Raw genomic sequence first — 25,940 nt, forward strand, 5'->3', positions numbered from 1 at the left:
ATAAATGGTCTTGCCTATCTTAATGCGTAATAAACCATTTCATAATAGTCTTTAATGGGAATGAATGAAATTCACACCAGCGCTGAATGATATAACGATCCAATTCTTGTGGGATCCCATGAATCCCATTCGTCATTTTATTTTGCAAGAACATTAATGAAGCCAAATTATGGATATAAAACTCAGGATCGATGTATTTAATAGGAGTTGGATCTTGAAGAATAAAATTCACCGGTTTTTTATTATTCAATACGTCTTCTGCGCTAAATTGATCTCCAAACTCATCATAAATCCCCATATTGGCTAATATTTTTCCTGAAAACCATTCACGTGGAAAACCACTCATAATCGACTTTCGTCCTGTGGCAGTAACAATAATATCTGCCGAGATGATCGCTTTTTTTAAATTGAGAATATCGGTCGGGTCAATTGTAGGGATATTCAATTCATGAGCCGCATTTCTTTGTTCGGCGCATAAATCAGCCACAGCAACTGGTGTGTGATTTTGAGTACAAAAATAGGCCAATCCTCTGCCTATTTTTCCAAACCCAAAAATGAGCCAAGACAACTTCGCAGGATTAATGTTCTTTTCCTGAGCAACAGCCAAATTAATGCTTTCCGCACATCCAAACACTGTCTCCAGCTGCTTCGTCAGAGTAAGATCAATACTGATAACAGGAAAATCAAGTGATTGACAACGATAAAACTGATCACCAGATCCTGTTAACTCAACAGCCCCTATATTAGGCTTTCCCAAGGCCTGATAAAGCTCTGCTCCACAATCAAAATAAACATCAAAATGCTCTCCTAGCATCGTACTCATGTCCTCGACATAACGAACTCCGGCTAAACCCAAAGAGAAAACAACATTCGGATCAGCCAACATAAACGAAGAGGGATTAGTCACTGTAACCTCAGCGCCAGCGGCAAGCAAACACGCTATTTTTAATACCGTATTAGTAACAAGAGGGACATGATGAATCACCCTCAATCCATTCAATGGGCGGGTACTCATCCAAAGTCCAAGTTGCTCGTGCATAAAAGGGGCTGTTAATTGTGGGTAAGCCAGAAAATATTTTGTGAGCTCGGGATGCATATTATCTAGCATAAGGGAGAAGTTGATCTATAGTAAATAATTCATTCTCCCCACACAACAGAATAAAATATATATTCCATTCAATTTGGCTTAGACAACACATAGTGTAAACCTGGCGCGAGTTACCCAACAACAAAATCCTCACCTACGCCCGGGATTCTTGTCCATTCACAAACGGCGCCATGATAACTTAAAGCAGTAATATCCGGTTGCGCAGGGCCTTTTGCAGTAATCACAAAGACACAAGCTCTGGACTCAAAAGACGGGGCCTGTTTTACAGCAGTAAGCGTGTAAGCAATGTCAAAATCAGCATCTTTGGAAAACCCAAACCCATAGACAAATGCAGACTCTGGACCAAGTTCCGTGCTGTGAATTGAATTGCATAAGGAATCAGAAAAAGAACCCTCCTGGCTTATAGATTGTAAAGTAAGTTTCCATTGCCCGTCTTTGGAAGCCACATTATGCCAGGTATGAATGCCAGGACAGTAAGGTGATGCATTAATTTGCCCGGCAAATAGAAGCATCAGTGTAACCAGTATTTTTTTCATCCTTTATTCCCTTATAACCCATTCAATTTAGTATCCGAGGGAACACTATAAGTCTAAAATAATGTTCAATGCAATGAAAAAATTACTGATTTAAATCATTCACCGCATCAAGAACTGTTTCAAGATTACCCGACATTTCGCTTGTAAATCCCTGATGATTTATCAAATCCAATTGCGTCATAGAAGGAGTTGACTAATACCATAACTATTTTCGCTTTTTACCAATTTTAACCATTTTCACTGTTTTAATTGTATTATCACTGACTCGCAAAATTTCGATCCGATAATTTTCTATGGTTAAGCAGGACTCTGAAGGCGGGATATATCCCAAATATTCTATGATTAAGCCACTTAAAGTTCTTGGACCTATAGAAGGCAAACTCCAACTCATCATCCTGTTTAAATGTCTAAGCGTTAAACTCGCATCTACAATCACTGTTCCATCATCCTGAGGAATAATATCCCGGCTCAATGCAGCAATATCCGTTGTAAATTCACCAACAATTTCTTCAAGGATGTCCTCCATGGTAACCAGCCCCAGGATGTCACCATACTCATCAACGACAAAACAACTTCTTCGTTTCATTTTCCTGAAATTTAAAATTTGCACATTCAAAGGAGTCGCTTCGGGAATATAATAAGGAGTATCCGCTGAATTTAATAAGCTATCCAGATCCAATTTATCTTCTAACGCCAGATTCAATACATTTCTCGCATGGATCATCCCAACAAGATTATCGATGGAACCACGATATATAGGTAATCGAGTGTGTTGTGCCGTTTCTAGTTGTTCCAAAAGTTGCAACCAGGGTTGATCCAGATCAATTCCAACAATATCAGCCTTGGGTACCATAATGTCTTCAACAGTCGCCTGTTCAAGATCGAGCAGACTAATCAACATACTTTTATGCTCTACAGGCAATAGCCCTCCTGCTTCATGCACTACTGAACGCAACTCTTCACCAGTTAACGCTTCCTTTTGAATGCGATTTATTGATATTCCAAAAATACGCAATATTCCATTTGAAAAAAAACTGATCACCTGTACCAAAGGAGCAAAAAGCCATTGCAAAATGTATAAGAACAATGAAGAAGAAAAAGCGACTTGCTGGGGATATATCGCTGCTAAAGTTTTCGGTGTCATTTCCGAAAATACCAGAATAATTAAAGTAAGGAGAATGGTAGCGGCAGCTACACCAGCATCACCATAATAACGCTGTCCAATAAGAGTGGCGATTGTCGATGCGACGATGTTCGCCAGAGTATTGCCAATCAATACGACACTTAATAATTTGTCGGGCCTGGCCAGCATTTGATTGACTCGAATGGCTTGCTTATTTCTCTTTTTTACCAAATGCCTCAATTTATACCGGTTAATGGACATCATCCCTATTTCAGAACCAGAAAAAAAAGCAGAAAGAATAATCAATGAAACCAGCATGATTAATAAAGAGGATATATGGATTTGCACTGGGTTTCCTTAAGCTATAGCGCTGAATTAAGAATTCACATAAATAATCGTAAGATTATTTTAGGCGATTTGCAGGTATAGTCCAAGGAATATAAACAAACGAAACAGAAGGCGTCATTAATAATGAATCAGCAGTTAGATGTTGAGTGTGCATCCTTTAAATGGATTTGACAAACAGGTCGACTGCCGCTCACAAAAACGAAGCACAAATATAGATTGCGCATCGAAGCACGAAAGTCAACCTGTTTGTCCAGGATAATATAACAGGATTGGCTGGTTTTATTTTTTAGCCTGATTAAAACGCTCTACACTGGATATTATTTCTTTGCGAGCGTCCTCTGGTCCAACCCAGCCATCGATTTTAACCCATTTACCTTCTTCCAAATCTTTATAATGATTGAAAAAATGCTCCAATGACAAGAGCAAATGCTTGGGTAAATCGTTATAGGTCGCTATGGATTGATACATTTTACTCAGCTTGGTGGTTGGCACAGCCAGTAATTTAGCATCAACGCCCGATTCATCGGTCATCTTTAACATTCCGACAACACGACATGGAATTACCGCTCCACTGATTAATGGAACCGGTGTCACCACCAGAACGTCTACTGGATCCCCATCCTCAGAAAGAGTATTCGGAATATATCCATAATTTGTTGGATAAAACATGGCTGTAGACATAAATCGATCAACAAAAAGAGCTCCAGTCTCCTTATCCACTTCATATTTAACCGGTTCACCGTGCATAGGAATTTCGATAATTACATTAATTTCATTTGGCACATCACGACCGCTTTTAATCTCCATTAAACTCATTTATGGACCCTTATACTAAGAAAAACCGCTATTATGCGAAAAATCGCACCAAAAGGCAAAGACAAGCTGTCGCAATCTAATAAAGGAAATGTATAATATCATTTTTACCCGTTTGATTGATGACCTATGAATTGCTTGTTTTGTAAAATTGCTCAGGGAGAAATTCCGGCCACAGTTTTATTTGAAGACAATGAAATTATCGCTTTTAGGGATATTAGACCACAAGCACCCACTCATATATTAATTATACCCAAAAAACATATTGCCACTATTAATGACACCAGCGAAGACGATGAGCAACTGCTTGGAAAAATGGTGTTAAAGGCAAAAAAATTGGCCGAAAGTGAAGGGCTTAGCGAAGTGGGTTATCGATTAGTATTTAATATAAATTCTGGTGGCGGGCAGGAGGTTTACCACATTCATTTACATTTACTGGGCGGACGTCAAATGACTTGGCCGCCAGGTTAGGAGTTCTTGCTATGGAACAACTGTATAAAAAACTAATAGAAGAAGTTGGTGAAGACGTACAACGGGAGGGATTGGTAGATACTCCCGCGCGTGCAGCTAATGCGATGCGTTATTTAACCAAAGGCTATCATGAAAGCTTGGACGACATAATAAATAATGCGCTGTTTGACTCAGACATGAGTGAAATGGTCATAGTAAAGGATATTGAGCTCTATTCGTTATGCGAACACCACTTATTACCGTTCATTGGTAAATGTCATGTTGGATATCTACCCAGTGGAAAAGTTATTGGCCTGTCCAAAATTGCGCGTATCGTTGACTTTTATGCGCGACGCTTACAAATTCAGGAACGAATGACAGGTGAAATAGCCCATTGTATTGAAGACATCACTGGAGCTCGTGGGGTAGCTGTCGTAATCGAAGCCAAACATCTATGTATGATGATGCGTGGTGTAGAAAAGCAAAATTCGGTCATGACCACATCCGTGATGCTGGGTGAAATGCAGCATAACTCAAACTCTCGTATGGAGTTTTTGAATCTGGTTCGATAATGGTTCACTTAGCTTGATACATTGGTTGAACTCTATTCTGAGGTAGATGCCACTACCTCAATTAAGTTAAATACGTTATACAACGTCCATCAACATGGCTTCAACAAAAAAGCCCGCAAAACAATCGAATTGCGGGCTTATTTTTTATTTAATCACTGCTTTAATCGGTGTTTATCATTCGAACAAGGAATGTTTCTATCGCCTCAACACATCAAACTGAGGCGATAGTTCATAATCACTCTTCTTCTGAATTACCGTTTACATCGACTACTTCATCCTGCTCTTCAGCAACAACAGGAGCTGGAGTAGCTGCTTCAGTTTTTGCTTCTGATTGAGGCTTATCTTTCCATTCCAGTTTTACACGGCCTTGTTTATCAACTCCGGCAACAAAAACTTCAATATCCTGACCTTCTTTAAGAACATCCTCAACCTTTTGTGATCTGTCATTACATATTTGAGAAATATGCAGCAATCCATCCTTACCAGGAAGCAGATTGATAAAGGCTCCAAAATCAACGATTTTACTTACTTTACCCTGATAGGTTTGTCCAACCTCTACTTCGGCGATTAGCGCCTTAATTTGGCGTTGGGCCTCTTCTAATGCCATCATATCAGGTGAAAACAGTTGCACCACGCCACTGTCATCTATATCAATAGAAACACCTGTGCTTTCAATCAAACCCTTGATGGTTGCGCCGCCTTTACCAATAATAGTACGAATTTTATCTTCAGCTACTTTCATTGTGGTAATTCTTGGAGCATGTTGCGATAATTCATCTCTGTGCTCTGACAAGGCATTGTTCATTACACCCAAAATATGGGTACGGCCTGCAAGTGCCTGATCCAGAGCTTGTTCCATTATTTCATTGGTAATCCCGGTAATCTTGATATCCATTTGCAATGCGGTAATACCTTTATCAGTTCCAGCCACTTTAAAATCCATATCGCCTAGATGATCTTCATCACCAAGGATATCGGTCAAAACAGCAAAACGATCACCTTCTTTTATTAAGCCCATTGCAACACCAGCTACGGGAGCCTTTAAAGGCACACCAGCATCCATTAACGCAAGGCTGGTACCACAAACTGTAGCCATAGAACTGGAACCATTCGATTCAGTAATTTCAGAAACGATACGCAGAACATAAGGAAAATCTGCTGGGTCTGGCAATACAGCCATTAAAGCACGTTTAGCCAGCCGTCCATGCCCAATTTCACGGCGCTTGGGACTACCGACCTGACCTGTTTCCCCTACAGAGTAAGGAGGGAAATTGTAATGCAGCATAAATCGATCTCTGGTTTCGCCTGTTATTCCATCAAGAATTTGCGCATCCCGATCATTACCTAAAGTTGCAACAACAATTGCCTGTGTTTCACCACGAGTAAATAGACAGGAACCATGAGTTCGATCCAGGAATTTTGTGCGCACAGAAATAGGACGAACTGTTTTATGATCACGGCCATCAATTCGTGGCTCACCATCAAGGATACGATTACGTACTATGGTACGTTCCAAATCGCCAAACATCTCTTCGATAACAGAAGCTGACAGTTCATCATTACCCGCCATCAAAGCGGTAACAGTTTGCTCTTTTAGTTCAGCAAGCCGTTGATAGCGCTGTTGCTTATCTCTCAGTAAATAGGCAGCCTCAACTTCATTTCGTGCCACATCGGCAACACGTGCCTGCAATGCGGTGTCAATTTCTGCAGGGTTCCAATCCCAACGAGCTTTACCTGCTTCGCCAGCCAGTTCTTCAATCGCCTTGATAACATTTTTCATCATCTCATGGCCGTACATAATTGCACCACGCATGATGTCTTCACTTAGTTCTTTAGCTTCTGATTCAACCATAAGGATGGCGTCTTTAGTTCCAGCGACAACCAGGTCAAGTTGCGATTGTTCAAGAGATTTTCTGCTTGGATTTAATAAATAAATACCATCTTTATATCCCACTCGCGCAGCACCAATTGGCCCATTAAAAGGTACGCCTGATAATGCAAGAGCTGCAGAAGCACCAATCATTGCGATAATATCGGAAGATACTTCTGGATTCAGAGATAGAACAGTAGCAATAATCTGTATTTCATTGCGGAAGTTATCTGGAAACAAAGGTCGGATTGGTCTGTCGATTAATCGTGAAATTAAAGTTTCATTATCACTGGGTCTGCCTTCACGTTTTTGGAAGCCTCCCGGTATTTTTCCAACTGCATAAAATTTTTCTTGATAGTTCACTGTCAAAGGAAAAAATCCGTTGTTTTCAGCTCCATCCTTCTTGCCAACCACAGTAACCAATACCTGCGTTCCGTTCATGCTTGCCAGTACAGCACCATCAGCTTGTCGTGCTACTTCACCGGTTTCCAGCACTAAGGTATGTTCACCAAATGCGATCTCTTTTGTAATTTTAGCCACGTAATGTCCCCATTAAGTAATAATAACGAAAAAAAAGGCGCAGAAAACTGCGCCTTTTTAAACGATTGTATTTATTTGATATGTCTCATAAGAGACAATAATCCTATCAATCAATAAGAATCTCTCAATCCCAAACTTTGTATCAATGTTTGATAGCGCGATAGATCATTTCGCTTCAAATATTTTAAAAGTTTACGGCGCTTATTCACTAACTCTTGCAGTCCGCGTCTGGAATGAAAATCTTTTTTATTTTCTTTAAAATGATCAGTCAAATATTTGATTCTGCCAGTAATTAAAGAAACCTGTACTTCAGGCGAACCGGTATCTTTATCGGCACGCTTATATTGATTAACAATTTCTGCTTTTTCCGCGCTATTTAGCGACATTATACACTCCTGGAACTGCTAAGTATTCATTTAAAGGCGGACATTCTACCAAGGCAAACAAAACGAAACAAGTGTTAGAAATTAAATTGTGCAAATAATTTCAAGTTTATTCCAAAACAAACATCAATTAATGTTCTAATTGAACGTTTGATGTAAAGGAAAGTAATCGTTTTGCTTTTAAATCACCATTAGCAAGTTGTTCGCCCAAGCCTATAAATTGCGCCCGCTCATCATAAAGACGTACGCAATCCCCCCTATCATCCTCGATTTTATTATGTATAACTCGTCCTTGACGAATCGTGATGACTTCATCATCAGAAAGAGTTATTGACGTCAAATAATCGATCGCTTTATCCATAGGAATTAAGCAATCGCGTAACTCGTCATGAGACATGATCAGTACTTCATCGATAGAATACATGGGCATATTTTCAAACCCTGATGTGTACAGTCTATGCAAACGAGTTACATGCGCACCTACTTCAAGGCTGTCACCAATATCTTCAACAAGATTGCGAATATAAGTTCCTTTACTGCATTGAACAGTTAATGAAAATTGTGTTCCGTCAAAGTTGTTTAAATGCAGTTGGCTGATGACAATTTCTCGTGGTTGACGCTCTATTTCTATCCCTTCTCTGGCGAATCGATATAAAGGAGTCCCATTGTGTTTTAGGGCAGAAAACATTGAAGGAGTCTGCCGAATAGCTCCTTTATACTGCGCAAGTATAGCTGACAACTGGTCTTCAGTAATACAAAAATCGTCTACCTGAGCAATCACTTGCCCGGTAGAGTCGGAGGTATTAGTCTTTATTCCTAATACACCGGTTGTTTCATAACACTTATCTGCATCAAGCAGATATTGACAAATTTTAGTTGCTTCGCCAAAACAGATGGGTAACATGCCTGTAGCTAATGGATCCAGACTCCCTGTATGACCGGCTTTTTTAGCTCCAAATATACGCTTCACTTTTTGAAGAGCGCTATTTGAGGTAATTCCTTCAGGCTTATTTAATAAAAAAATTCCATTTATTGCCGTTGGCCCCTCAGTGGTTTTCATCTTCATCTGAAACCGGAGGATTAACTTCATCAATTAAACGGCTTAATCGTTCACCATATTCAATTGATTCATCATAGATAAAATGAAGTTGCGGAACAGTACGTAAAGTAATGCTACGAGCCAAGGCACTACGTAAATAGCTAGCCGCAGCGTTCAAAATAGTGGTGGCAAGATCTTTATCGACATCAAAAATAGTGAAGTATACTTTAGCATGCCCCAAATCAGCAGCAACTTTAACTGCTGAAATGGTTATAAAGCCTTTCAAACGTGGGTCTCGAACTTCCAGAGGAATAATTTGAGCCAACTTACGCTGGATCATCTCAGCAATTCTATCAGTTCGTTTAAAATTATTACTCATTTATAGATCACGCTTTATTTCAACTGTTTCATACACTTCTATCAGATCACCAGGTTTAACATCATTGTAATTTTTCACGCCTATTCCACATTCAAATCCTTGACGTACTTCTACGACATCATCTTTAAATCGTCTGAGAGATTCAAGTGTACCTTCATAGATCACAACGTTTGACCTTAACACACGAATTGGATTGTTTCGCTTGATAGAGCCTTCAATGACCATACAACCAGCAATTGCGCCAATTTTAGGTGATTTGAACACATCCCTTACTTCAGCGGTACCAATTATTTCCTCTTTAAATTGAGGTGCAAGCATTCCAGTCAGAGCACCTTTGATTTGATCAACGATGTCATAAATAACACTATAATAATGCAGTGATACTGACTCTTGCTCAGCCAACCTCTTGGCGCTGGCATCTGCTCTTACGTTAAATCCAATAAGAATAGCATTTGAAGCAATAGCCAAATGTACATCAGATTCTGTAATTCCACCCACACCGTTGGAAATCACTTCTACTTTGACTTCATCATTCGACAGTTTCACCAGAGCATCAGAAATCGCTTCAATAGAACCCTGTACATCCGCTTTTAACACAATGTTCAGAACTTTTGACTCAGTAGCTGTCATATTCTCCATAATGCCTTCTATAGAAGATTTTTGGCGTCTTGCCAATTTGACATCACGGAATTTTCCTTGGCGGAATAGTGCTACTTCTCGAGCCTTTTTCTCATCAGGAACTACAACGGCTTCATCTCCAGCATGTGGTATGGCTGATAAACCTAAAACTTCAACTGGTATTGAAGGACCAGCACTATCCACCATATCACCATTGTCACCAACCAAAGCACGCACGCGACCGTATTGAAAACCTGCTAATAAAATATCGCCTTTGTGCAAGGTACCACTTTGAACCAATACAGTCGCAACAGGCCCTCTTCCCTTATCAAGGCGGGATTCAATAACAACGCCTTTAGCGGCACCATCGGTTAGTGCGGTCAGTTCCAGGACTTCTGATTGTAAAAGAATTGCATCAAGTAAATCATCAACACCCATACCTGTTTTTGCAGAGATACTCACAAACATAGTGTCTCCACCCCATGCCTCAGGAATGACTTCATGCACTGCCAGTTCATTCATCACTTTCTCAGGATCTGCATCTGGCTTATCCATTTTATTGATTGCAACAATAATTGGAACTTTTGCCGCTTTCGCATGTTGAATCGCTTCTATAGTCTGTGGTTTCGCACCATCATCAGCAGCGACTATCAGTACAACAATATCTGTTGCCTGAGCACCACGAGCCCGCATTGCGGTAAACGCGGCATGACCAGGTGTATCCAGGAAGGTAATATCACCTTTAGGTGTACTTACGTGGTATGCACCAATGTGCTGAGTAATACCTCCAGCTTCTCCGGCAGCAACTTTTGTACGTCGAATATAATCAAGCAACGATGTTTTACCATGATCCACGTGTCCCATAATAGTTACAACAGGAGCTCTGGACTCTGTTGTACTTCCTTTGGATATTGCTTCACCAAGACCAACTTCAATTGCGTCTTCTTTTATGACAATAGCTTTATGCCCCATTTCCTCAACCACGATCACTGCAGTTTCCTGGTCAATAACCTGATTAATTGTTGCCATTGCACCCAGGGTCATCATGATTTTAATTACTTCAGCAACTTTGACAGACATACGTTTAGCCAATTCGCCAACAGTAATTGTCTCAGGGATAAGGACCTCTCTAATAATGGGAGCAGTGGGAAGAGCAAATCCGTGAGTTAAAGATTCTTCAGCTTCTCGGTATTTTTCAGATTTTTCTGAGCCTTTACGTTTTTTAAATTTACTGCGACCGCCGCGTCGATGTGCATCTTGTTCATCATCTTCACGATCAAAAGTCTGATATTTAGGTTTCTTTTTCGCTTTCTTGAATTCGGCGGATTCTGATTCTGTACTGGCAATTTCAGGATGTTTCTTTTTACCAGCTTTGTCTACTTTGGGCTCTTCCTTTTTAGATGCTATCTGAACTTCTTCAATAATTGGTTCAACATCAAGCGCATCAGAAGCAAGCTGTTCTTCAGTGGCATTAGACTCAGTTATAGTTTCAGGTAATGATTCTTCTGTAGGTTCCTGCTCTGATTCAGAAGTTTCGGGTTGAACTGAAGCAGTGGTTTCACTCGATTCGATAATTTCTTCTGTATCCACTATTGGGTTTTCTGTAATTTCAGTGGCAGTAATCTGCTCTTCCTCAAGCTTATGAACCTCAGGCTCATGAATTGCCTCTTCAACCTCAGGTTGTTCAACAATACTGCTGCGTTTAACAAAGGTCTTTTTTTTGCGAACTTCGATATTCACTGTTTTCCCACTGTGAGCATCATGGCCAACAGTCACTTGGGTCAAACTTTTTCGTCTTAAGGTTATTCGCTCAGGAGCAGCACTTGTATCACGTGCAGAGCTACCCTTTAAATGATTCAGTAAAATTCGCTTTTGATCTTCATTCACAGTCTGTTGATCATCATTAAAAGATAACCCTGCTTCCTGTAACTGGTTCAATAAGCGCTCAACCGGGATACCAACGACTTGAGCTAATTGTTTAACCGTCACATCCGCCATATTTTAATCCCCTTTCAGCAGTTTTAATATAACTGCAAATATTCTAATACTACTTTCACCAAATTGGTGTATTTATTTTCAGAAACCATCTATCTATTGAAACCATGGTTCTCTGGCTTTCATTATTAATGCACCAGCTTGTTCTTCACTGATTCCTTCAATTTCTAACAACTCATCGACTGATTGTTCCGCAAGCTCTTCCATTGAAGTAATGCCTTTACTGGCTAATTTATTCGCTAATTCGTCCGTCATACCGTCCATAGAGAGCAAGGAATCATCAGGTGATCCAGAAAGACCTTTTCCTGAAGTAAGAGCCATAGCAAGTAATGTATCATTCGCTCGGTTTCTTAACTCCTCAACTATTTCCTCATCAAATTCTTCAATTGCTAACAACTCATCCTTAGGAACATAAGCCACTTCTTCGAGTGAAGAAAATCCATGAGCAACCAAAAGGGCTGCAATTTCTTCATCGATTTCCAATGCTGAAGTGAAGAGTTTAACAATTTTGCTGGACTCTTCCTGATTTTTATTTTCAAACTCATCTGTTGTCATTACATTGAGAGTCCAACCAGTCAATTGGCTAGCTAATCGAACGTTTTGCCCATTTCGACCAATCGCTTGAGACAGTTGATCTTTCTCTACTGCCAAATCCATAGTGTGGCTGTCTTCATCAACAACGATAGAAGTAATATCCGCTGGTGCCATGGCATTGATTACGAGCTGTGCAGGATTATCATCCCATAATATAATGTCAACACGCTCGCCACCTAACTCACTAGATACAGCTTGAACTCTGGCACCCCGCATACCAACACAGGCACCAATAGGATCGATACGACCGTCATTCGTTTTAACTGCAATTTTAGCCCTATTTCCTGGATCACGAGCAGCAGCTTTCACGTCAATAATGTTCTCACCAATCTCGGGTACTTCGATGCGAAATAATTCGACTAACATTTCATTGCGTGTACGACTCACAAATAATTGTGGTCCTCGAGCCTGAGGTGTAATTTCATATAAATAAGCTCGAACACGATCATTGGGTCTAAACATTTCGTGAGGTAGCATTTCAGATCGTGGCAAGAAGGCTTCAGCCTTACCGCCTAAATCGATAATGATATTGTCACGGGTGACTTTTTTAACTGTTCCATATACTAATTGACCCAATTTACTACGAAATTGATCAATCACCAACTCACGTTCAGCTTCTCTAACCTTCTGCATTATGACTTGACGAGCTGTCTGTGCTTCAATACGTCCAAACTCTATAGAAGGAATCAACTCCTCAATCCGTGTTCCAATCTCAGCGGCAGGATTTCGTTCTTTGGCTTGTTCCAGTGTTAATTGATGGTCTGGATATTCTAGTTCGCTTTCTTCAACAACATCCCAATATCTGAATGTTTCATACTCACCTGTTCTTGGATCCAGCTTAATACGAACGCCAATATCCAATCCAAAAATTTTCCGAGTAGCAGACTCCAATGCGGCCTGAATGGCAAGTATAATAACTTCTTTACTAACGCCTCTTTCGTTTGATAACGCCTCAGCAACTAATAACAATTCTTTGCTCATTGTTCGCCTCTCTAGACTGTCAAATTTGCTTTCACAATATTTGAAAATAGTATTTCATGATGTTCATTGTTAATATCCAGTACTACTGAACTCTCTGAAGCGGAGACAATAGTTCCTAACAACTTGCGCTTACCATTTACCGGCTTAAACGTCTTCAACTGTACAGGTTGTCCTGTATAACGCTCATACTGCCAAGCACTAAATAAAGGTCTCGGAATACCTGGAGATGAGATTTCCAAACTATAATTTCCAGGTATAGGATCTTCAACATCGAGAAGCGCACTAATGTGTTTGCTCACTTCCTGACAATCCTCAATTCCAATTCCATCTGGCTTATCTATGTAAATTCTTAATAAAGAATGTTTACCTTGAGATAGATATTCACATCCCCAAAGTTCATATCCCATAGCACGAACAGTAGGTGCTAATAAGTGTACCAATTCATCTTGCATCATAGTATTTACAAACAAAAAAAGGGCGCACACGCCCAAGTCTGTATAACGACTTAGATTCGCACGGTACCCTATGAAACATAATAAAAAACCCCATAAATGGGGTTCTAATAAAGTGGTAGCGGGGGCAGGATTTGAACCTACGACCTTCGGGTTATGAGCCCGACGAGCTACCAGGCTGCTCCACCCCGCGTCAACTGAGGCCAAGTATACTGTGACTTGGCATTCTTAGCAAGTACTTTCGCTAAAGAAATCAAATTAATTAACAAAAGCATTAATACACGCAGCAATTAATGCCCCAGGAAATATTCCCAAATACAACAAAGAAAGACAATTTATAGAAAATATAAATGTGTTTCCTTTACTTATAGTAATTTGATCGTTGTGAACCGGTTGATCAAAATACATGATTTTAACAATGCGCAGATAATAATAGGCACCGATTACTGTAAACAGCAAGCCAAGTACTGCCACCCAGGTTAACTGAACATCGACCAGGGCTTTTAAAACGAGTAATTTTGTAAAAAATCCAACGGTTGGGGGTACACCCGCCATAGAGAACATAACAAGCAACATCATAAATGCCAACCATGGATTACGTTTGTTTAACCCCTTTAGATCATCAATACTATCAATTTCCATGCCTTGCCTGGACATCAATACAATTATACCGAATGCACCAGCTGACATTAACGAATATATAAGGATATAGTACAACGCTGCAGAGTAACCTGCTGCATTAGCTGCCAATACACCAAATAAAGCATAGCCAATATGCGAAATTGCAGAATAAGCGAATAAGCGTTTGATACTAGTTTGTATTACTGCAAATAAATTACCTAGGCCAGCTGAGAGCAAGGACATGACCAGAATAATTTGTTGCCATTGAACTGTTATATCAACCAGACCAATTGTTAACAATCTGAACGCCATTCCCAATGCAGCAATTTTAGGAGCGGTACTAATAAATAGAGTTACAGAACTAGGTGCTCCTTGATAAACATCTGGGGCCCACATATGAAAGGGAACTGCTGCCAATTTAAATCCAACACCTGCCAGGATGAAAACCACAGCAAAAGCCATTATTGTATTTTGTTGTTGCCAATTGGCCGCCACAGCATTGGCTACATCTAACAAATCCAATTTACCTGTTGCACCATAAACTAAAGAAATACCATAAAGCAGCATTCCAGATGCAATAGCTCCCATAACGAAATATTTCATTGCAGCTTCGGATGCATCACTGTTGGTTCTTCTGATGGCTGTCATTGCATAAAGCGGCAAGGACATTAATTCAAGTCCGAGATATATGGTCAACAATGAGTGAGCTGAAACGAGAATCATCATACCCAGAGTAGAAAATAAACCCAAAATATAATAATCACCCGAGGGGATTTTGCGCTCGTCGATGTAATTTCTGGAATAAATAAAACTTAATAGAACCGTTATATAAATAAATAACTTCATCAGGTGACCCACGTCATCACTGATAAATAAATTATTGAAAATTAATAATTTAAAACTTCCCAGATACAGATAGCTCACACTGGCAGATAAAATTAAACCAGCACATGCAATGTAAAATGCGATGTCTGAATGTTTGTGGCGAACAAATAAATCAGCAAGCAAAGCAAGGCATGCGGTGACCAACACGATCATTTCAGGGAGTGCTACATGGAGATTTTCAAGTATTGCTATCATATTGTTTAACCTTGCGTTGTTACAATTTTGATTTATCGGCTAATGCCAATGTATGACTGACTGTTTGATGGACATATTCCAACATGGGTTTAGGATAAACCCCCATGGCAATAACCATCAAAGCAAGTAGAACATAAGCGCTTAACTCGAAACCTGATATATCTTTTAAGGCAGCAACCTTTTCATTGGCTACAGGACCGAAAATTACTCTTTTATACATCCACAAAGTATAAGCAGCTCCTATAATGAGCGTTAAAGCAGCCCAAAACGCAACCCAAAAACCTGCTTTTATACTGCCTAAGATAACCATAAACTCGCCAACAAAGCCGGAAGTACCAGGTAATCCGGCATTTGCCATAGCAAAAAGCATAAAAAATGATGCGAAAATTGGCATGGTATTCACTATTCCACCTAAATCAGCCAGTTTTCTTGTGTGCATTCGCTCGTAAATATACCCTACTCCAGCAAACATAGCGCTTGAAACAAAAGCATGAGAAATCATTACCACTATAGCGCCTTCAAGAACCAAACCGGCACTACTTAATCCAGAGCTGTTTGCTATAGCAAATATGGCGAAGCAACCTAAAGTTACAAAGCCCATATGGGATATTGACGAATAGGCAATGAGTCTCTTCATGTCTTTTTGAATGATTGCTATTAATCCAATGTAGACGACTGCAATCAATGACAATACAACCATTAATGTTGCATATTTACTGCATGCATCTGGAACTATAGGCAAAGAGAATCTGATGAATCCATATGCACCAAGCTTTAAAAGAATTGCCGCAAGTATTACTGAACCTCCTGCCGGTGCCTCGGTATGTGCATCAGGCAACCAGGTATGAACAGGGAACATCGGTATTTTGATGGCAAAACCAAGAAAAAATGCAATGAAAATTAAAGTTTGCGCAGTCATTGATAATTTGATTGCATAAAAGGTTTCGATTTTGAACGACCCGGCTATGTAACCCATATATAAAAAACTGGCCAACATTAAAACAGACCCAAGGAATGTATACAGGAAAAACTTGATTGCTGCATAAACGCGATTTTCTGAACCCCATATACCAATAATTAAATACATTGGAATTAAAGTTGCTTCCCAGAATATGTAAAAAAGTATTGAATCCATGGCTGAAAAGACACCAACCAGAAGTCCCTGCATGATTAAGAATGCAGACATGTACTGAGATACTCTTTTTGTGATGCTGTCCCAAGTTGCCAAAATAACAATCAGATTGGTAAATATGCTTAAAGCAATCAATAATAAGGATAAACCGTCGACACCGAGACTGTAATTAATACCCAGGGAAGGCATCCAGGAAATTTCTTCAGTAAATTGCATGCTGAAGGATTGAAGATCAAATCCATTAATCAGCGGAACGCATAATATGAGACATAATATCACTGTAAATAATGATAAATAACGCGCTACATTCGGATTGCTGTCGTCGCCAGTAAGGAGAACAAAAACTCCGCCTAATATAGGCAACCAAATTAATAAATTAAGCAAATGATGCATACCTTCACCTTATCTTCACTGTCATTTAGCTAAGAAACATAATCACATATGGCCTAGGAGATACATTAAGTATTTCCTTTGAGCTGGTTTAATCATGTTTAAGCGCTTTCGAAGCAAACTTCACCTGGATAGTTTTATAAGCTAATCCAGGGAAGTTTGATTTCATATTAGCCGAGTATCAACCAGCACAGAAAACCCAATAACCCAAATACCATAACTGTTGCGTAATGATATAGATATCCACTTTGAATCGCACGCCCTTTTGCTGAACACCATCGAACAAAACGACTACTACCATTTACAACCAGGCCATCAATCAATTTCTGATCGCCAACAGCGTAAAGTACGCGTCCCAGCCCTTTTGATCCTTTAACAATAAAGAAATCGTTAAATCGATCAAATCCGTATTTATTTACCAATATTGTGTACAGGAAAGATAAATGGCGTGAACAATATCCCGGAATTGAAGGAACAGCTATATAGCAAATCCAGGCGATTAGTGCACCAGCCACGGAGATCCAAAGTGTTAAAGAATGAACTGAATGAAGTGCACTTTCAAATGGTGATGTCACTTCCCTTCCTAATTCCAGTAACACATCATGTTCCGGCAGCGTAAATATTGAGGAGCTTAATAAAGTGGGATTATCAAACAGCATAGGCATATATAATACATAACCTAATATAATGGAGGGTATAGCCAGCAGAACCAGAGGAACCCATACTACCCAAGGTGATTCATGTACATGACTCAAGGTATGAGCATCCATTCTTGGTTTTCCGTGGAAGGTCATAAAGAGAGATCTAAAGGTATAAAGCGCTGTAACCATAGCTCCAACGGTTACACAAAAATAGGCGTAACTGCTACCGGGTATTTGTGATAGCTGTGCCGCTTCGATAATTGTATCTTTGGAGTAAAAGCCTGAAAATGGTGGAAAAGCACAAAGTGCCAAGCTGCCAATTACAAAAGTAACATAAGTTATAGGCATTTTATTCCATAAACCACCCATTTTACGCATGTCTTGCTCGTGATGCATTCCAATAATTACAGAACCAGCACCGAGAAAGAGTAATGCTTTAAAACAAGCGTGAGTGAGGAGGTGAAACATCCCGGCACTATAAGCAGAGACGCCCATAGCAACCATCATATAACCCAACTGAGACAAAGTAGAATATGCAACCACTCTTTTTATATCATTCATCACCAATGCGAGAATTCCAGTAAATAAGGCTCCTGTAGCTCCTATGACCAGTATCACACTCAATGCAGTTGTCGACAGTTCCATTAACGGAGAAACTCTTGCTACCATAAACACACCTGCAGTAACCATCGTTGCAGCATGGATCAAAGCTGAAATTGGCGTTGGGCCCTCCATTGATTCAGGTAACCATACGTGAAGAGGGACTTGAGCAGATTTACCCATAGCACCGACATAAAGAAATATGCAAATCACCGTAATCAATGACCAGTCATGACCACTAAACAGTTGAATATTCTGACTAGCGAGGTAGCTGGCACTTTTAAATACTGTCTCGTAATCCAAACTTCCAGTATAGGCAAATACCAGTGCAATACCCAGCACAAATCCAAAATCGCCTACTCTGTTGACTAAAAATGCTTTAAGACTGCCTTCGAGAGCAGATTCTTTTTGATACCAGAACCCAATCAGCAAATAAGATACTAATCCGACGCCTTCCCAACCAAAGAACAACTGAAGAAAATTGTTTGAAGAAACCAACATTAACATCATAAAGGTAAATAATGAAATATAGCTAAAAAAGCGTTGGTAACCATCGTCATCCGCCATATAACCAATACTGTAGATATGCACCAGCAAAGAAACAAAATTGACGATAACCAACATCACAACACTTAGTGGATCAATTAAAAATCCTATGCTGAATTCATAAGGGATTAACAAACCACCGCTAGCCCAATTGTAAAGCACTGAATTTGTAGTTGGGATAAACCCTGAAAAGATACCCCAAGCTATGTAGATGGATAGCAAAAGCGATATTGAAACACCCAGGATTGTTACACTCTGGGCACCCACTCTTCCAATCTGATTACGAAAGAAACCGGCAATTGCTGATCCTGCCAGAGGAGCTAAAACAATTATTAGACAAAGTTGTTGTATACTCACAATGTTAACCTTTTAAATGATTCATCTTATCTACGTCTATATTGCCACGATTTCTATACAGCAACATAACTATGGCCAAACCAATAGCTGCTTCTGCTGCAGCTACTGTTAAAATAAAGAAGACAAAAACCTGACCGCCCAATTCATTGTAATAATGGGAAAATGCAACAAAATTGGTGTTAACTGACAATAACATTAATTCAACGCATACAAGAAGCAAAATGATATTTTTGCGATTCAACATGATGCCAACAAGGCTTAAACCAAATAAAATCGCACCTAATATCAGATAATTAATAACCGGTATCATAAAGGATTCCCCAATTTCATTTCTCTGATTTCATACTGATTAACTGAACTCGATCATTTCTGCGAGTCATAATCTGCTGTGTAATATTTTGTTTTTTAGATCGAACTGTTGTTCTATGTACTAACGTTATCGCTGAGATTATGGCCACTAGCAGTAGTACAGCTGCCAATTCAAATGCCAGAAAATAATCTGTATACAAAACCAAGCCCAGGGCTTCAGTATTCGATACGTTACTTTGCGGCTTTATTGTATTTTCATCACCAGGAGCAACAATGAGTTGAGAGCCATCAACTGTTACTTCCTGTTGAATCTGAATTGTCGATTTAAATGAATCTGTTGGTACAGCTACCAGTAGAATTCCAACTAACAGTGCAACGACTATTAACCCAAATGGCAAATATCGTAGAAAATGACTGGTCATACTTTCAACGTCAATGTTAAGCATCATTACTACGAATAAAAATAAGGTCATTACTGCGCCAACATAAACAAGCACCAGGATGAGTGCAAGAAACTCAGCTTCCATCAATATCCATAGCACCGAGCTGGCAAAAAATGTTAATACCAGAAATAAAACACATCGAACCGGATTATTCTGACTAATAACCATAAGCGCAGAACCTACAGCTAAAGCAGCAAAAATATAAAAAATTACCTGCAGTAATAATTCATTCATAGATCACCCCGTTATCGGTACTTTTCATCAGCAGTACGATCTGCTGCAAGTTTCGGTTCCATTAAATCACCCAATGCCAATAACTTTTCTTTGGTCATGATGTTCTGGCCACGTTCACTGATATGGTAGTGATGAACAGGGGTCACTACTATAGAATCAACCGGGCATGATTCCTCACATAATCCACAATTAATGCACTTGAACATATCAATATCATAACGAGTGGTGCGCCGTGACCCGTCCTCGCGTTGTTCTGACTCAATTGTAATAGCTAACGCAGGGCATACCGCTTCACACAATTTGCATGCGATACAGCGTTCTTCACCATTGGGATAGCGACGCAATGCCAAAACACCTCTAAAACGCGGGGAAATTGGTGTGAATTCTTCAGGAAACTGAATAGTAGTTTTCTTCTTAAAGAAGTATTTCCCTGTTAACTTTAAACCAGATAAAAGTTCCCACAGAAGAAAACTGCGTACATAATGTCGAATATATTGATATGCTTTTTTCATCGGCTTCTCTATTAACCATTAAAACCAGGGTTTGAAGTGAGTGACAACCATTAATGCTGTAACTATTACCCAAACTATGGTGACAGGGATGAGTACTTTCCATCCTAAACGCATGAGCTGATCGTACCGATATCGAGGAAACGTTGCTCTAATCCATAAATATACAAAAAGGAAGAAGCTTATCTTAAGTAATAACCAGACAAAGCCAGGAACTACATAAAATAGGTCATCCAGAAAAGAAACACCATCAAAAGGGGACATCCATCCACCCATGAACAAAAGCGCCATTACAGTAGAAATTAAAATCATACTGGCGTATTCAGATAGGAAAAAGATCGCGAAACCGATTCCCGAATATTCAACATGGAATCCAGCCACAATTTCAGATTCACCTTCCGCCAAGTCAAATGGTGCTCGGTTGGTTTCTGCAATACCTGCAATCCAAAAAACCAAAAATAGAGGTAGTAGAGGAATAAACCACCAATGCAGTATACCGCCTTTCTGTGAGAGTACGATATCCGTGATATTCATACTGCCTGCAGCCAGTAAAACACCCACAAAGGCAAATCCCATAGCGATTTCATAGGACACTGTTTGAGCAGTACTTCTTAACGCTCCGAACATAGCGTATTTGGAATTAGATCCCCAACCTGCTATAAGTACCCCGTAGACACCCAGCGAACTCATTGCGAAAAGGTATAACACCCCGGCATTGATATTGGCCAATACTACGCCTTCCTCAAAGGGAATTACGGCCCAACCAGCAAGTGACGGTGCGAGAGCAAAAAGTGGAGCAATCACAAATAAATATTTATTTGATTTTGTTGGAACGATAATTTCCTTCGTTATCAACTTAATCAAGTCGGCAAAGGGTTGGAGTAAGCCTTTTAATCCAACTCTGTTTGGACCTATCCGTACTTGAATATATCCTATAACCTTGCGTTCTGCATAAGTAAGATAAGCAACACATAGCAGTAGCGGCACTACTATTACCAGTATTTTAATGATGATCCAAATTAATATGCTAATATTTTGAAGCATTTTAGTACCTATCTAGCGCTTAATAGTTATTGCAGCAAATGAATGACCCAAATCTACAGTCTCAGGCATCGCGTTTGCTACCCATACAACATCCGCCGCAATGCGCTCGTCACGTTTAAGCGGCAATGTTATCTCAATATCTCCCTGAGATACAGTAGCAATATCGTCTAATTTCAATCTATCTGCTGTTGCAGGGTTAATCCTTATACAGGCTGATTCAGAAGCAGCACATAATTGCAGCTCTTTTGCGTTTCGTACAATTGCATCAATCCGATATAGAGGCCATTCACCTACGCGAACAAGCGATTGGTTTATAACAGGAAGTGACTCTGGATAATATGGAGTGTAATCATGCTCCATCGTCATTGCAGCGCACTCTTTTACTTCAGATAAAATTTCCTCTGTTGAAGTATATTCAAAATCCTTGCAATGCAATAAGTTACCCAGCACTCTTAATACCTTCCAGGCTGGACGTGATTCTTCAAAAGGTAATAAAGCACCCTTTACGGTTTGCCATGTATTATCTACATTAATGTAAGTCCCGGATGTTTCTGCAAATGGGGCTATTGGTAGAATTACATCAGCATAATCAAGCATTGAATCGTGTTGATACGCTGATAACATCACTACAAACTCAGCAGCGAGCATGGATTGTCTGGCACCATAGGGATTGGCAAAATCAAATCCAGGCTCCACAGCCATTAAAAAATATCCCTTCAATTTGGCATTTAATGCTTCGTGTACATTCATGCCTGGCTCGGCAACAGACTTCCCTGCTACTGTTCTGTGTGGCAACATTCCCGCCATGCAGGCGCCAGCAGAATTAGCGCCAGTGGTTAACCTAAGAACTTTAGCGCCACTTAATTGTTTAATCACAGCAATCAAGGTGCGTATTATTGATGCATCGGGATGATTTTCACAAATCGCTCCAGTGACAATACATGCATTCTCTTCTTTTAATAAAGCCGCTACAGTGTTGGAAAAATGATCTGCTTCAAGGCCAATTAATAGTTTTTGTACTTCCTCAGGCAAGTTTTTAACATTTGGTGTCAATGCAAGAGCCAGTCTGGCCAGTTGCATTGGCATTTCTAATGGAGAAATAACTGTTTTGCCTTCCAACTCGAAACGATAATCATAATCAACAGGATTAATTGCATGGATTTTTGCTCCATTTCGATAAGCCTTTCTTACGCGTACTCCTGCCAGTGGAACTTCTCTGTCGATATTACATCCGACAAGTAATATTGCATTTTGATGCTCAATATCAGCATAAGGAATAGAACTGCCTGGAGTAGTGCTTTGGTTATCCTGATCTCGGAAATCAATTTGTTGAAGTCTGTGATCAATATTATGCACACCAATTTCACGCATTAATTTTTGTAAAAGATACATTTCTTCTAATGTTGACGAACTGGATGCGAAGGCAGCCATTTGTTCAGCACCATTTTGTTTAATTACGCGGCTAATACCATCGGCAGTAAATTTCAAAGCGGTTTCCCAATCAACTGTTTCCCATTGACCGTTACGCTTAATTTGTGGCTTGCCTGCACGTGATGTGCTTTTTAATCCCAGATAGCTGAATCTGTCTCTATCGGATAACCATGTTTCATTAATGCCTTCATTTTCTTTGGGTACTGCGCGCATCAAAACATTGTTTCGAGTATGCAGATATATATTAGAACCCAGACAATCATGAGGAGCAATGCTATCATGCTGGGTTAATTCCCATGACCTTGCAGTAAATCGATATGGTTTAGACGTTAATGCACCTACCGGACATAAATCGATGATGTTTCCAGAGACCTCTGAGGTCATGCTATGCTTTACATAGGTACCGATTTGCATGTGTTCACCACGACCAGTAGCGCCCAGTTCTCTGACCCCTGCTACCTCATCACCAAATCGAACACAACGCGTGCAATGTATACAACGAGTCATTTCAGTAGAGATCAACGTACCTAAATCATCATCCTCAACTGAACGCTTACTCTCAGTATATTCAGAGTGGTCATCACCAAAGCCCATGGAAACATCTTGTAATTCGCACTCGCCACCCTGATCGCAAATCGGGCAATCCAGCGGGTGATTTATTAATAAAAACTCCATAACTACTTTCTGGGAATGCAAGGCTTGTTCGGATTTAGTATATACTTTCATACCGTTCGTTATCGGAGTGGCGCAAGCAGGTACCGGCTTTCTGCCATTTTCAACTTCAACCAAACACATACGGCAGTTAGCCGCCACTGACAGTTTTTTATGATAGCAAAAACGAGGAATATGAATACCCGCTTCATCTGCTACTTCAATGATCATTTTACCGTTTTCGACTTCAAATGTTTTACCGTCAATTTCAATAGTAGCCATGGTCTAACCTTCTCAATTATGCTGCAACGATCGAGCGTTTATGCTTAATGAAATAATCAAATTCATTATAAAAATGTTTAATGAAACTTTGCACTGGCCAGGCAGCAGCCTCGCCCAAAGCACATATGGTTCGTCCTTCAATGTTATTAGCAACATTGACCAGTTTTTCAATATCCCCCGGCTCACCATGGCCGTGTCTGATTCGATGTAATAATCGAACCAACCAGCCTGTACCTTCACGACAAGGTGTACACTGACCGCAAGATTCTTCCATATAAAATTCTGAAATGCGATATAAAGCATCCACCATACACGTTGTTTCATCCATAATGATTACGGCTCCAGAACCAAGTCCTGAGCCCGCTTTCTGGATGCTGTCGTAATCCATATCCAGTCCAAGCATTACATCACCAGGCAAAACTGGCATGGAAGTTCCGCCAGGAATAACTGCTTTAATTTTACGATTTTCCAAAACCCCACCGGCCAAATCAAGAAGAGTCTTAAATGGTGTACCCAACGGGATCTCAAAATTGCCTGGTTTGTTTATATGTCCACTCACACTAAAACATTTTGTTCCGCCATTGTTCGGCTTGCCCAGTTTAAGGAACCACTCGCCACCTTTTTCTATAATAACCGGGACGGAGGCAAACGTTTCGGTGTTATTAATCGTAGTGGGTTTACCATACAAACCATAATTAGCTGGGAATGGGGGCTTAAATCGTGGTTGACCTTTTTTGCCTTCTAATGAATTAAGAAGCGCTGTTTCTTCACCACATATATAAGCACCAGCACCTAAATGGTTGAACAGATCAAAATCGACCCCAGAGCCCATAATATTTTTGCCGAGTAATCCAGCGGCATATGCTTCTTTTAATGCCTGCTCGGTGCGCTCATAGGGTAACCAAAATTCACCTCGAATATAGTTATATCCAACAGTTGCGCCCATAACGTATCCAGCAATGGCCATACCTTCTATAAGTTGATGGGGATTTAAACTTAAAATTTCTCTATCTTTACAAGTACCGGGTTCCCCTTCGTCCGAATTACACACGACGTATTTTTGTACGGGAGAATTACGGTTCATAAAACTCCATTTGAGTCCTGTTGGGAAACCTGCTCCACCTCGTCCGCGCAGTGCAGACGTTTTTAACTCATCTATGATTAATTGAGGAGAGGTTTGTTCTTTTAATATCTTACGCCACGCACTATATCCACCAACACTTTCATAAGTAGATAGAGTCCATGGCTCTGGTAAATGAACTGTTCGATAACAAACCTGATTTAATTCAACCATGTCAAGCACCTCTATCTCTTATTGGTATTGTTCCAACACCGCATCAATTGATTCCGCAGTGAGATTTTCATGATAATCTTTATCGACCTGCATCATTGGTGCATTAACACAGGCTCCCAAACACTCTACTGACCTTAAGGTAAAACGCCCATCATCAGTTGTTTCACCCAGTTTAATACCCAGTTTTTTCTCTAAATGCTCTACCACACCCGCAGAGTCTCTTAATAAACAGGAAATATTGGTGCAAACATTAACCAAATGCTTTCCTACTGGTTTATGTTCATACATCGTGTAAAAACTGGCAACTTCGTACACAGCAATTGGAGCCATATCAAGATACTCTGCTACTGCATCCATTAACTCTGGTGTCAAATGCCCATGCTCTTCCTGTACTATACGCAAAGCACTCATTACTGCAGATTGCTTCTGATCAGCTGGGTATTTCTCAATCCATTCATTAATTTCATGCATACGTTTTGCCGGCATAAATTGGTGTAATATTTTTTCTGAAGTATCAGACATATCTAAACCTTTATCTTGTTTGTTTTTACACTGCCTTTTCAGGCAAGTACTGG

Annotated in this window: 22 protein-coding genes, 1 tRNA gene and 2 pseudogenes; 2 read left to right on the forward strand and 23 right to left on the reverse strand. The window is 40.0% G+C overall.

What is annotated here, in order from left to right:
- Window positions 1-19 precede the first annotated feature (19 nt).
- From ELY21_RS11875 to ppa, 4 genes are all read right to left on the reverse strand, one after another.
- Entirely contained in the window at window positions 20-1,096 is a 1,077-nt protein-coding gene (locus ELY21_RS11875; protein WP_127109835.1) for an adenosylhomocysteinase, read from the reverse strand.
- A gap of 122 nt (window positions 1,097-1,218) precedes the next feature.
- Window positions 1,219-1,644 (reverse strand): hypothetical protein, encoded by a 426-nt coding sequence (locus ELY21_RS11880; RefSeq protein ID WP_127109773.1) that lies wholly within the window; start codon window positions 1,642-1,644, stop codon window positions 1,219-1,221.
- Window positions 1,645-1,849: 205 nt separating this feature from the next.
- Entirely contained in the window at window positions 1,850-3,115 is a 1,266-nt protein-coding gene (locus tag ELY21_RS11885; RefSeq protein ID WP_127109775.1) for an HlyC/CorC family transporter, read from the reverse strand.
- A 279-nt stretch (window positions 3,116-3,394) separates the two neighbouring features.
- A complete protein-coding gene (gene ppa / locus ELY21_RS11890; protein ID WP_127109777.1) occupies window positions 3,395-3,931 on the reverse strand; it encodes an inorganic diphosphatase in 537 nt (178 codons plus the stop codon).
- 126 nt (window positions 3,932-4,057) lie between these two features.
- On the opposite strand from ppa, the gene ELY21_RS11895 reads away from it, so the two are divergent.
- Both ELY21_RS11895 and folE read left to right on the forward strand, forming a co-directional pair.
- Window positions 4,058-4,399 (forward strand): histidine triad nucleotide-binding protein, encoded by a 342-nt coding sequence (locus tag ELY21_RS11895; RefSeq protein ID WP_127109779.1) that lies wholly within the window; start codon window positions 4,058-4,060, stop codon window positions 4,397-4,399.
- 11 nt (window positions 4,400-4,410) lie between these two features.
- Complete coding sequence (folE, locus tag ELY21_RS11900; protein WP_199741708.1) at window positions 4,411-4,950, forward strand: GTP cyclohydrolase I FolE; 540 nt, start codon at window positions 4,411-4,413, stop codon at window positions 4,948-4,950.
- A gap of 235 nt (window positions 4,951-5,185) precedes the next feature.
- Here folE and pnp read toward each other — a convergent pair whose 3' ends face one another.
- The 19 genes and pseudogenes from pnp to nuoE form a co-directional block, all read right to left on the reverse strand.
- The gene (pnp, locus tag ELY21_RS11905; protein WP_127109783.1) at window positions 5,186-7,360 is read right to left on the reverse strand and encodes a polyribonucleotide nucleotidyltransferase; all 2,175 of its coding nucleotides are present in this window, start codon (window positions 7,358-7,360) and stop codon (window positions 5,186-5,188) included.
- Window positions 7,361-7,470: 110 nt separating this feature from the next.
- Complete coding sequence (gene rpsO, locus ELY21_RS11910; RefSeq protein ID WP_127109785.1) at window positions 7,471-7,746, reverse strand: 30S ribosomal protein S15; 276 nt, start codon at window positions 7,744-7,746, stop codon at window positions 7,471-7,473.
- Between the two features lie 127 nt (window positions 7,747-7,873).
- Window positions 7,874-8,803 (reverse strand): tRNA pseudouridine(55) synthase TruB, encoded by a 930-nt coding sequence (gene truB, locus ELY21_RS11915; protein ID WP_127109787.1) that lies wholly within the window; start codon window positions 8,801-8,803, stop codon window positions 7,874-7,876.
- On the reverse strand, window positions 8,790-9,161 hold the full coding sequence (gene rbfA / locus ELY21_RS11920) for a 30S ribosome-binding factor RbfA (protein ID WP_127109789.1): 372 nt from the start codon (window positions 9,159-9,161) through the stop codon (window positions 8,790-8,792). The genes truB and rbfA overlap by 14 nt, the downstream gene beginning before the upstream one ends.
- Window positions 9,162-11,189 (reverse strand): annotated as a pseudogene (infB, locus tag ELY21_RS11925) (translation initiation factor IF-2); the annotation flags it as partial.
- Window positions 11,190-11,437: 248 nt separating this feature from the next.
- A pseudogene (locus ELY21_RS16040) lies at window positions 11,438-11,777 on the reverse strand (translation initiation factor IF-2 associated domain-containing protein); the annotation flags it as partial.
- A 93-nt stretch (window positions 11,778-11,870) separates the two neighbouring features.
- Window positions 11,871-13,349, reverse strand: coding sequence for a transcription termination factor NusA (gene nusA, locus ELY21_RS11930; protein ID WP_028382704.1), 1,479 nt, complete (start codon window positions 13,347-13,349; stop codon window positions 11,871-11,873).
- An 11-nt stretch (window positions 13,350-13,360) separates the two neighbouring features.
- Complete coding sequence (gene rimP, locus ELY21_RS11935) at window positions 13,361-13,804, reverse strand: ribosome maturation factor RimP (RefSeq protein ID WP_127109794.1); 444 nt, start codon at window positions 13,802-13,804, stop codon at window positions 13,361-13,363.
- Window positions 13,805-13,917: 113 nt separating this feature from the next.
- Window positions 13,918-13,994: transfer RNA gene (locus tag ELY21_RS11940), tRNA-Met, on the reverse strand.
- Window positions 13,995-14,059: 65 nt separating this feature from the next.
- Complete coding sequence (gene nuoN / locus ELY21_RS11945) at window positions 14,060-15,502, reverse strand: NADH-quinone oxidoreductase subunit NuoN (RefSeq protein ID WP_028382706.1); 1,443 nt, start codon at window positions 15,500-15,502, stop codon at window positions 14,060-14,062.
- A 19-nt stretch (window positions 15,503-15,521) separates the two neighbouring features.
- Window positions 15,522-17,027 (reverse strand): NuoM family protein, encoded by a 1,506-nt coding sequence (locus ELY21_RS11950; protein ID WP_127109796.1) that lies wholly within the window; start codon window positions 17,025-17,027, stop codon window positions 15,522-15,524.
- Between the two features lie 167 nt (window positions 17,028-17,194).
- Entirely contained in the window at window positions 17,195-19,168 is a 1,974-nt protein-coding gene (nuoL, locus tag ELY21_RS11955) for an NADH-quinone oxidoreductase subunit L (protein WP_127109798.1), read from the reverse strand.
- A gap of 4 nt (window positions 19,169-19,172) precedes the next feature.
- On the reverse strand, window positions 19,173-19,478 hold the full coding sequence (gene nuoK, locus ELY21_RS11960) for an NADH-quinone oxidoreductase subunit NuoK (RefSeq protein WP_028382709.1): 306 nt from the start codon (window positions 19,476-19,478) through the stop codon (window positions 19,173-19,175).
- A 16-nt stretch (window positions 19,479-19,494) separates the two neighbouring features.
- Window positions 19,495-20,154 carry an NADH-quinone oxidoreductase subunit J gene (locus ELY21_RS11965; RefSeq protein WP_127109800.1) on the reverse strand — a complete coding sequence of 220 codons (660 nt, stop codon included), beginning with the start codon at window positions 20,152-20,154 and terminating at the stop codon, window positions 19,495-19,497.
- 11 nt (window positions 20,155-20,165) lie between these two features.
- Window positions 20,166-20,666, reverse strand: coding sequence for an NADH-quinone oxidoreductase subunit NuoI (gene nuoI / locus ELY21_RS11970; protein ID WP_028382711.1), 501 nt, complete (start codon window positions 20,664-20,666; stop codon window positions 20,166-20,168).
- Between the two features lie 18 nt (window positions 20,667-20,684).
- Window positions 20,685-21,707 (reverse strand): NADH-quinone oxidoreductase subunit NuoH, encoded by a 1,023-nt coding sequence (gene nuoH, locus ELY21_RS11975; RefSeq protein ID WP_127109802.1) that lies wholly within the window; start codon window positions 21,705-21,707, stop codon window positions 20,685-20,687.
- Window positions 21,708-21,719: 12 nt separating this feature from the next.
- Entirely contained in the window at window positions 21,720-24,071 is a 2,352-nt protein-coding gene (nuoG, locus tag ELY21_RS11980; RefSeq protein ID WP_127109804.1) for an NADH-quinone oxidoreductase subunit NuoG, read from the reverse strand.
- A 16-nt stretch (window positions 24,072-24,087) separates the two neighbouring features.
- Entirely contained in the window at window positions 24,088-25,365 is a 1,278-nt protein-coding gene (gene nuoF, locus ELY21_RS11985) for an NADH-quinone oxidoreductase subunit NuoF (RefSeq protein WP_127109806.1), read from the reverse strand.
- An 18-nt stretch (window positions 25,366-25,383) separates the two neighbouring features.
- Complete coding sequence (nuoE, locus tag ELY21_RS11990) at window positions 25,384-25,887, reverse strand: NADH-quinone oxidoreductase subunit NuoE (RefSeq protein WP_028382715.1); 504 nt, start codon at window positions 25,885-25,887, stop codon at window positions 25,384-25,386.
- Between the last annotated feature and the right edge of the window lie 53 nt (window positions 25,888-25,940).

Source organism: Legionella sp. km535 (assembly GCF_003990085.1).
Lineage (GTDB): Bacteria > Pseudomonadota > Gammaproteobacteria > Legionellales > Legionellaceae > Legionella > Legionella moravica.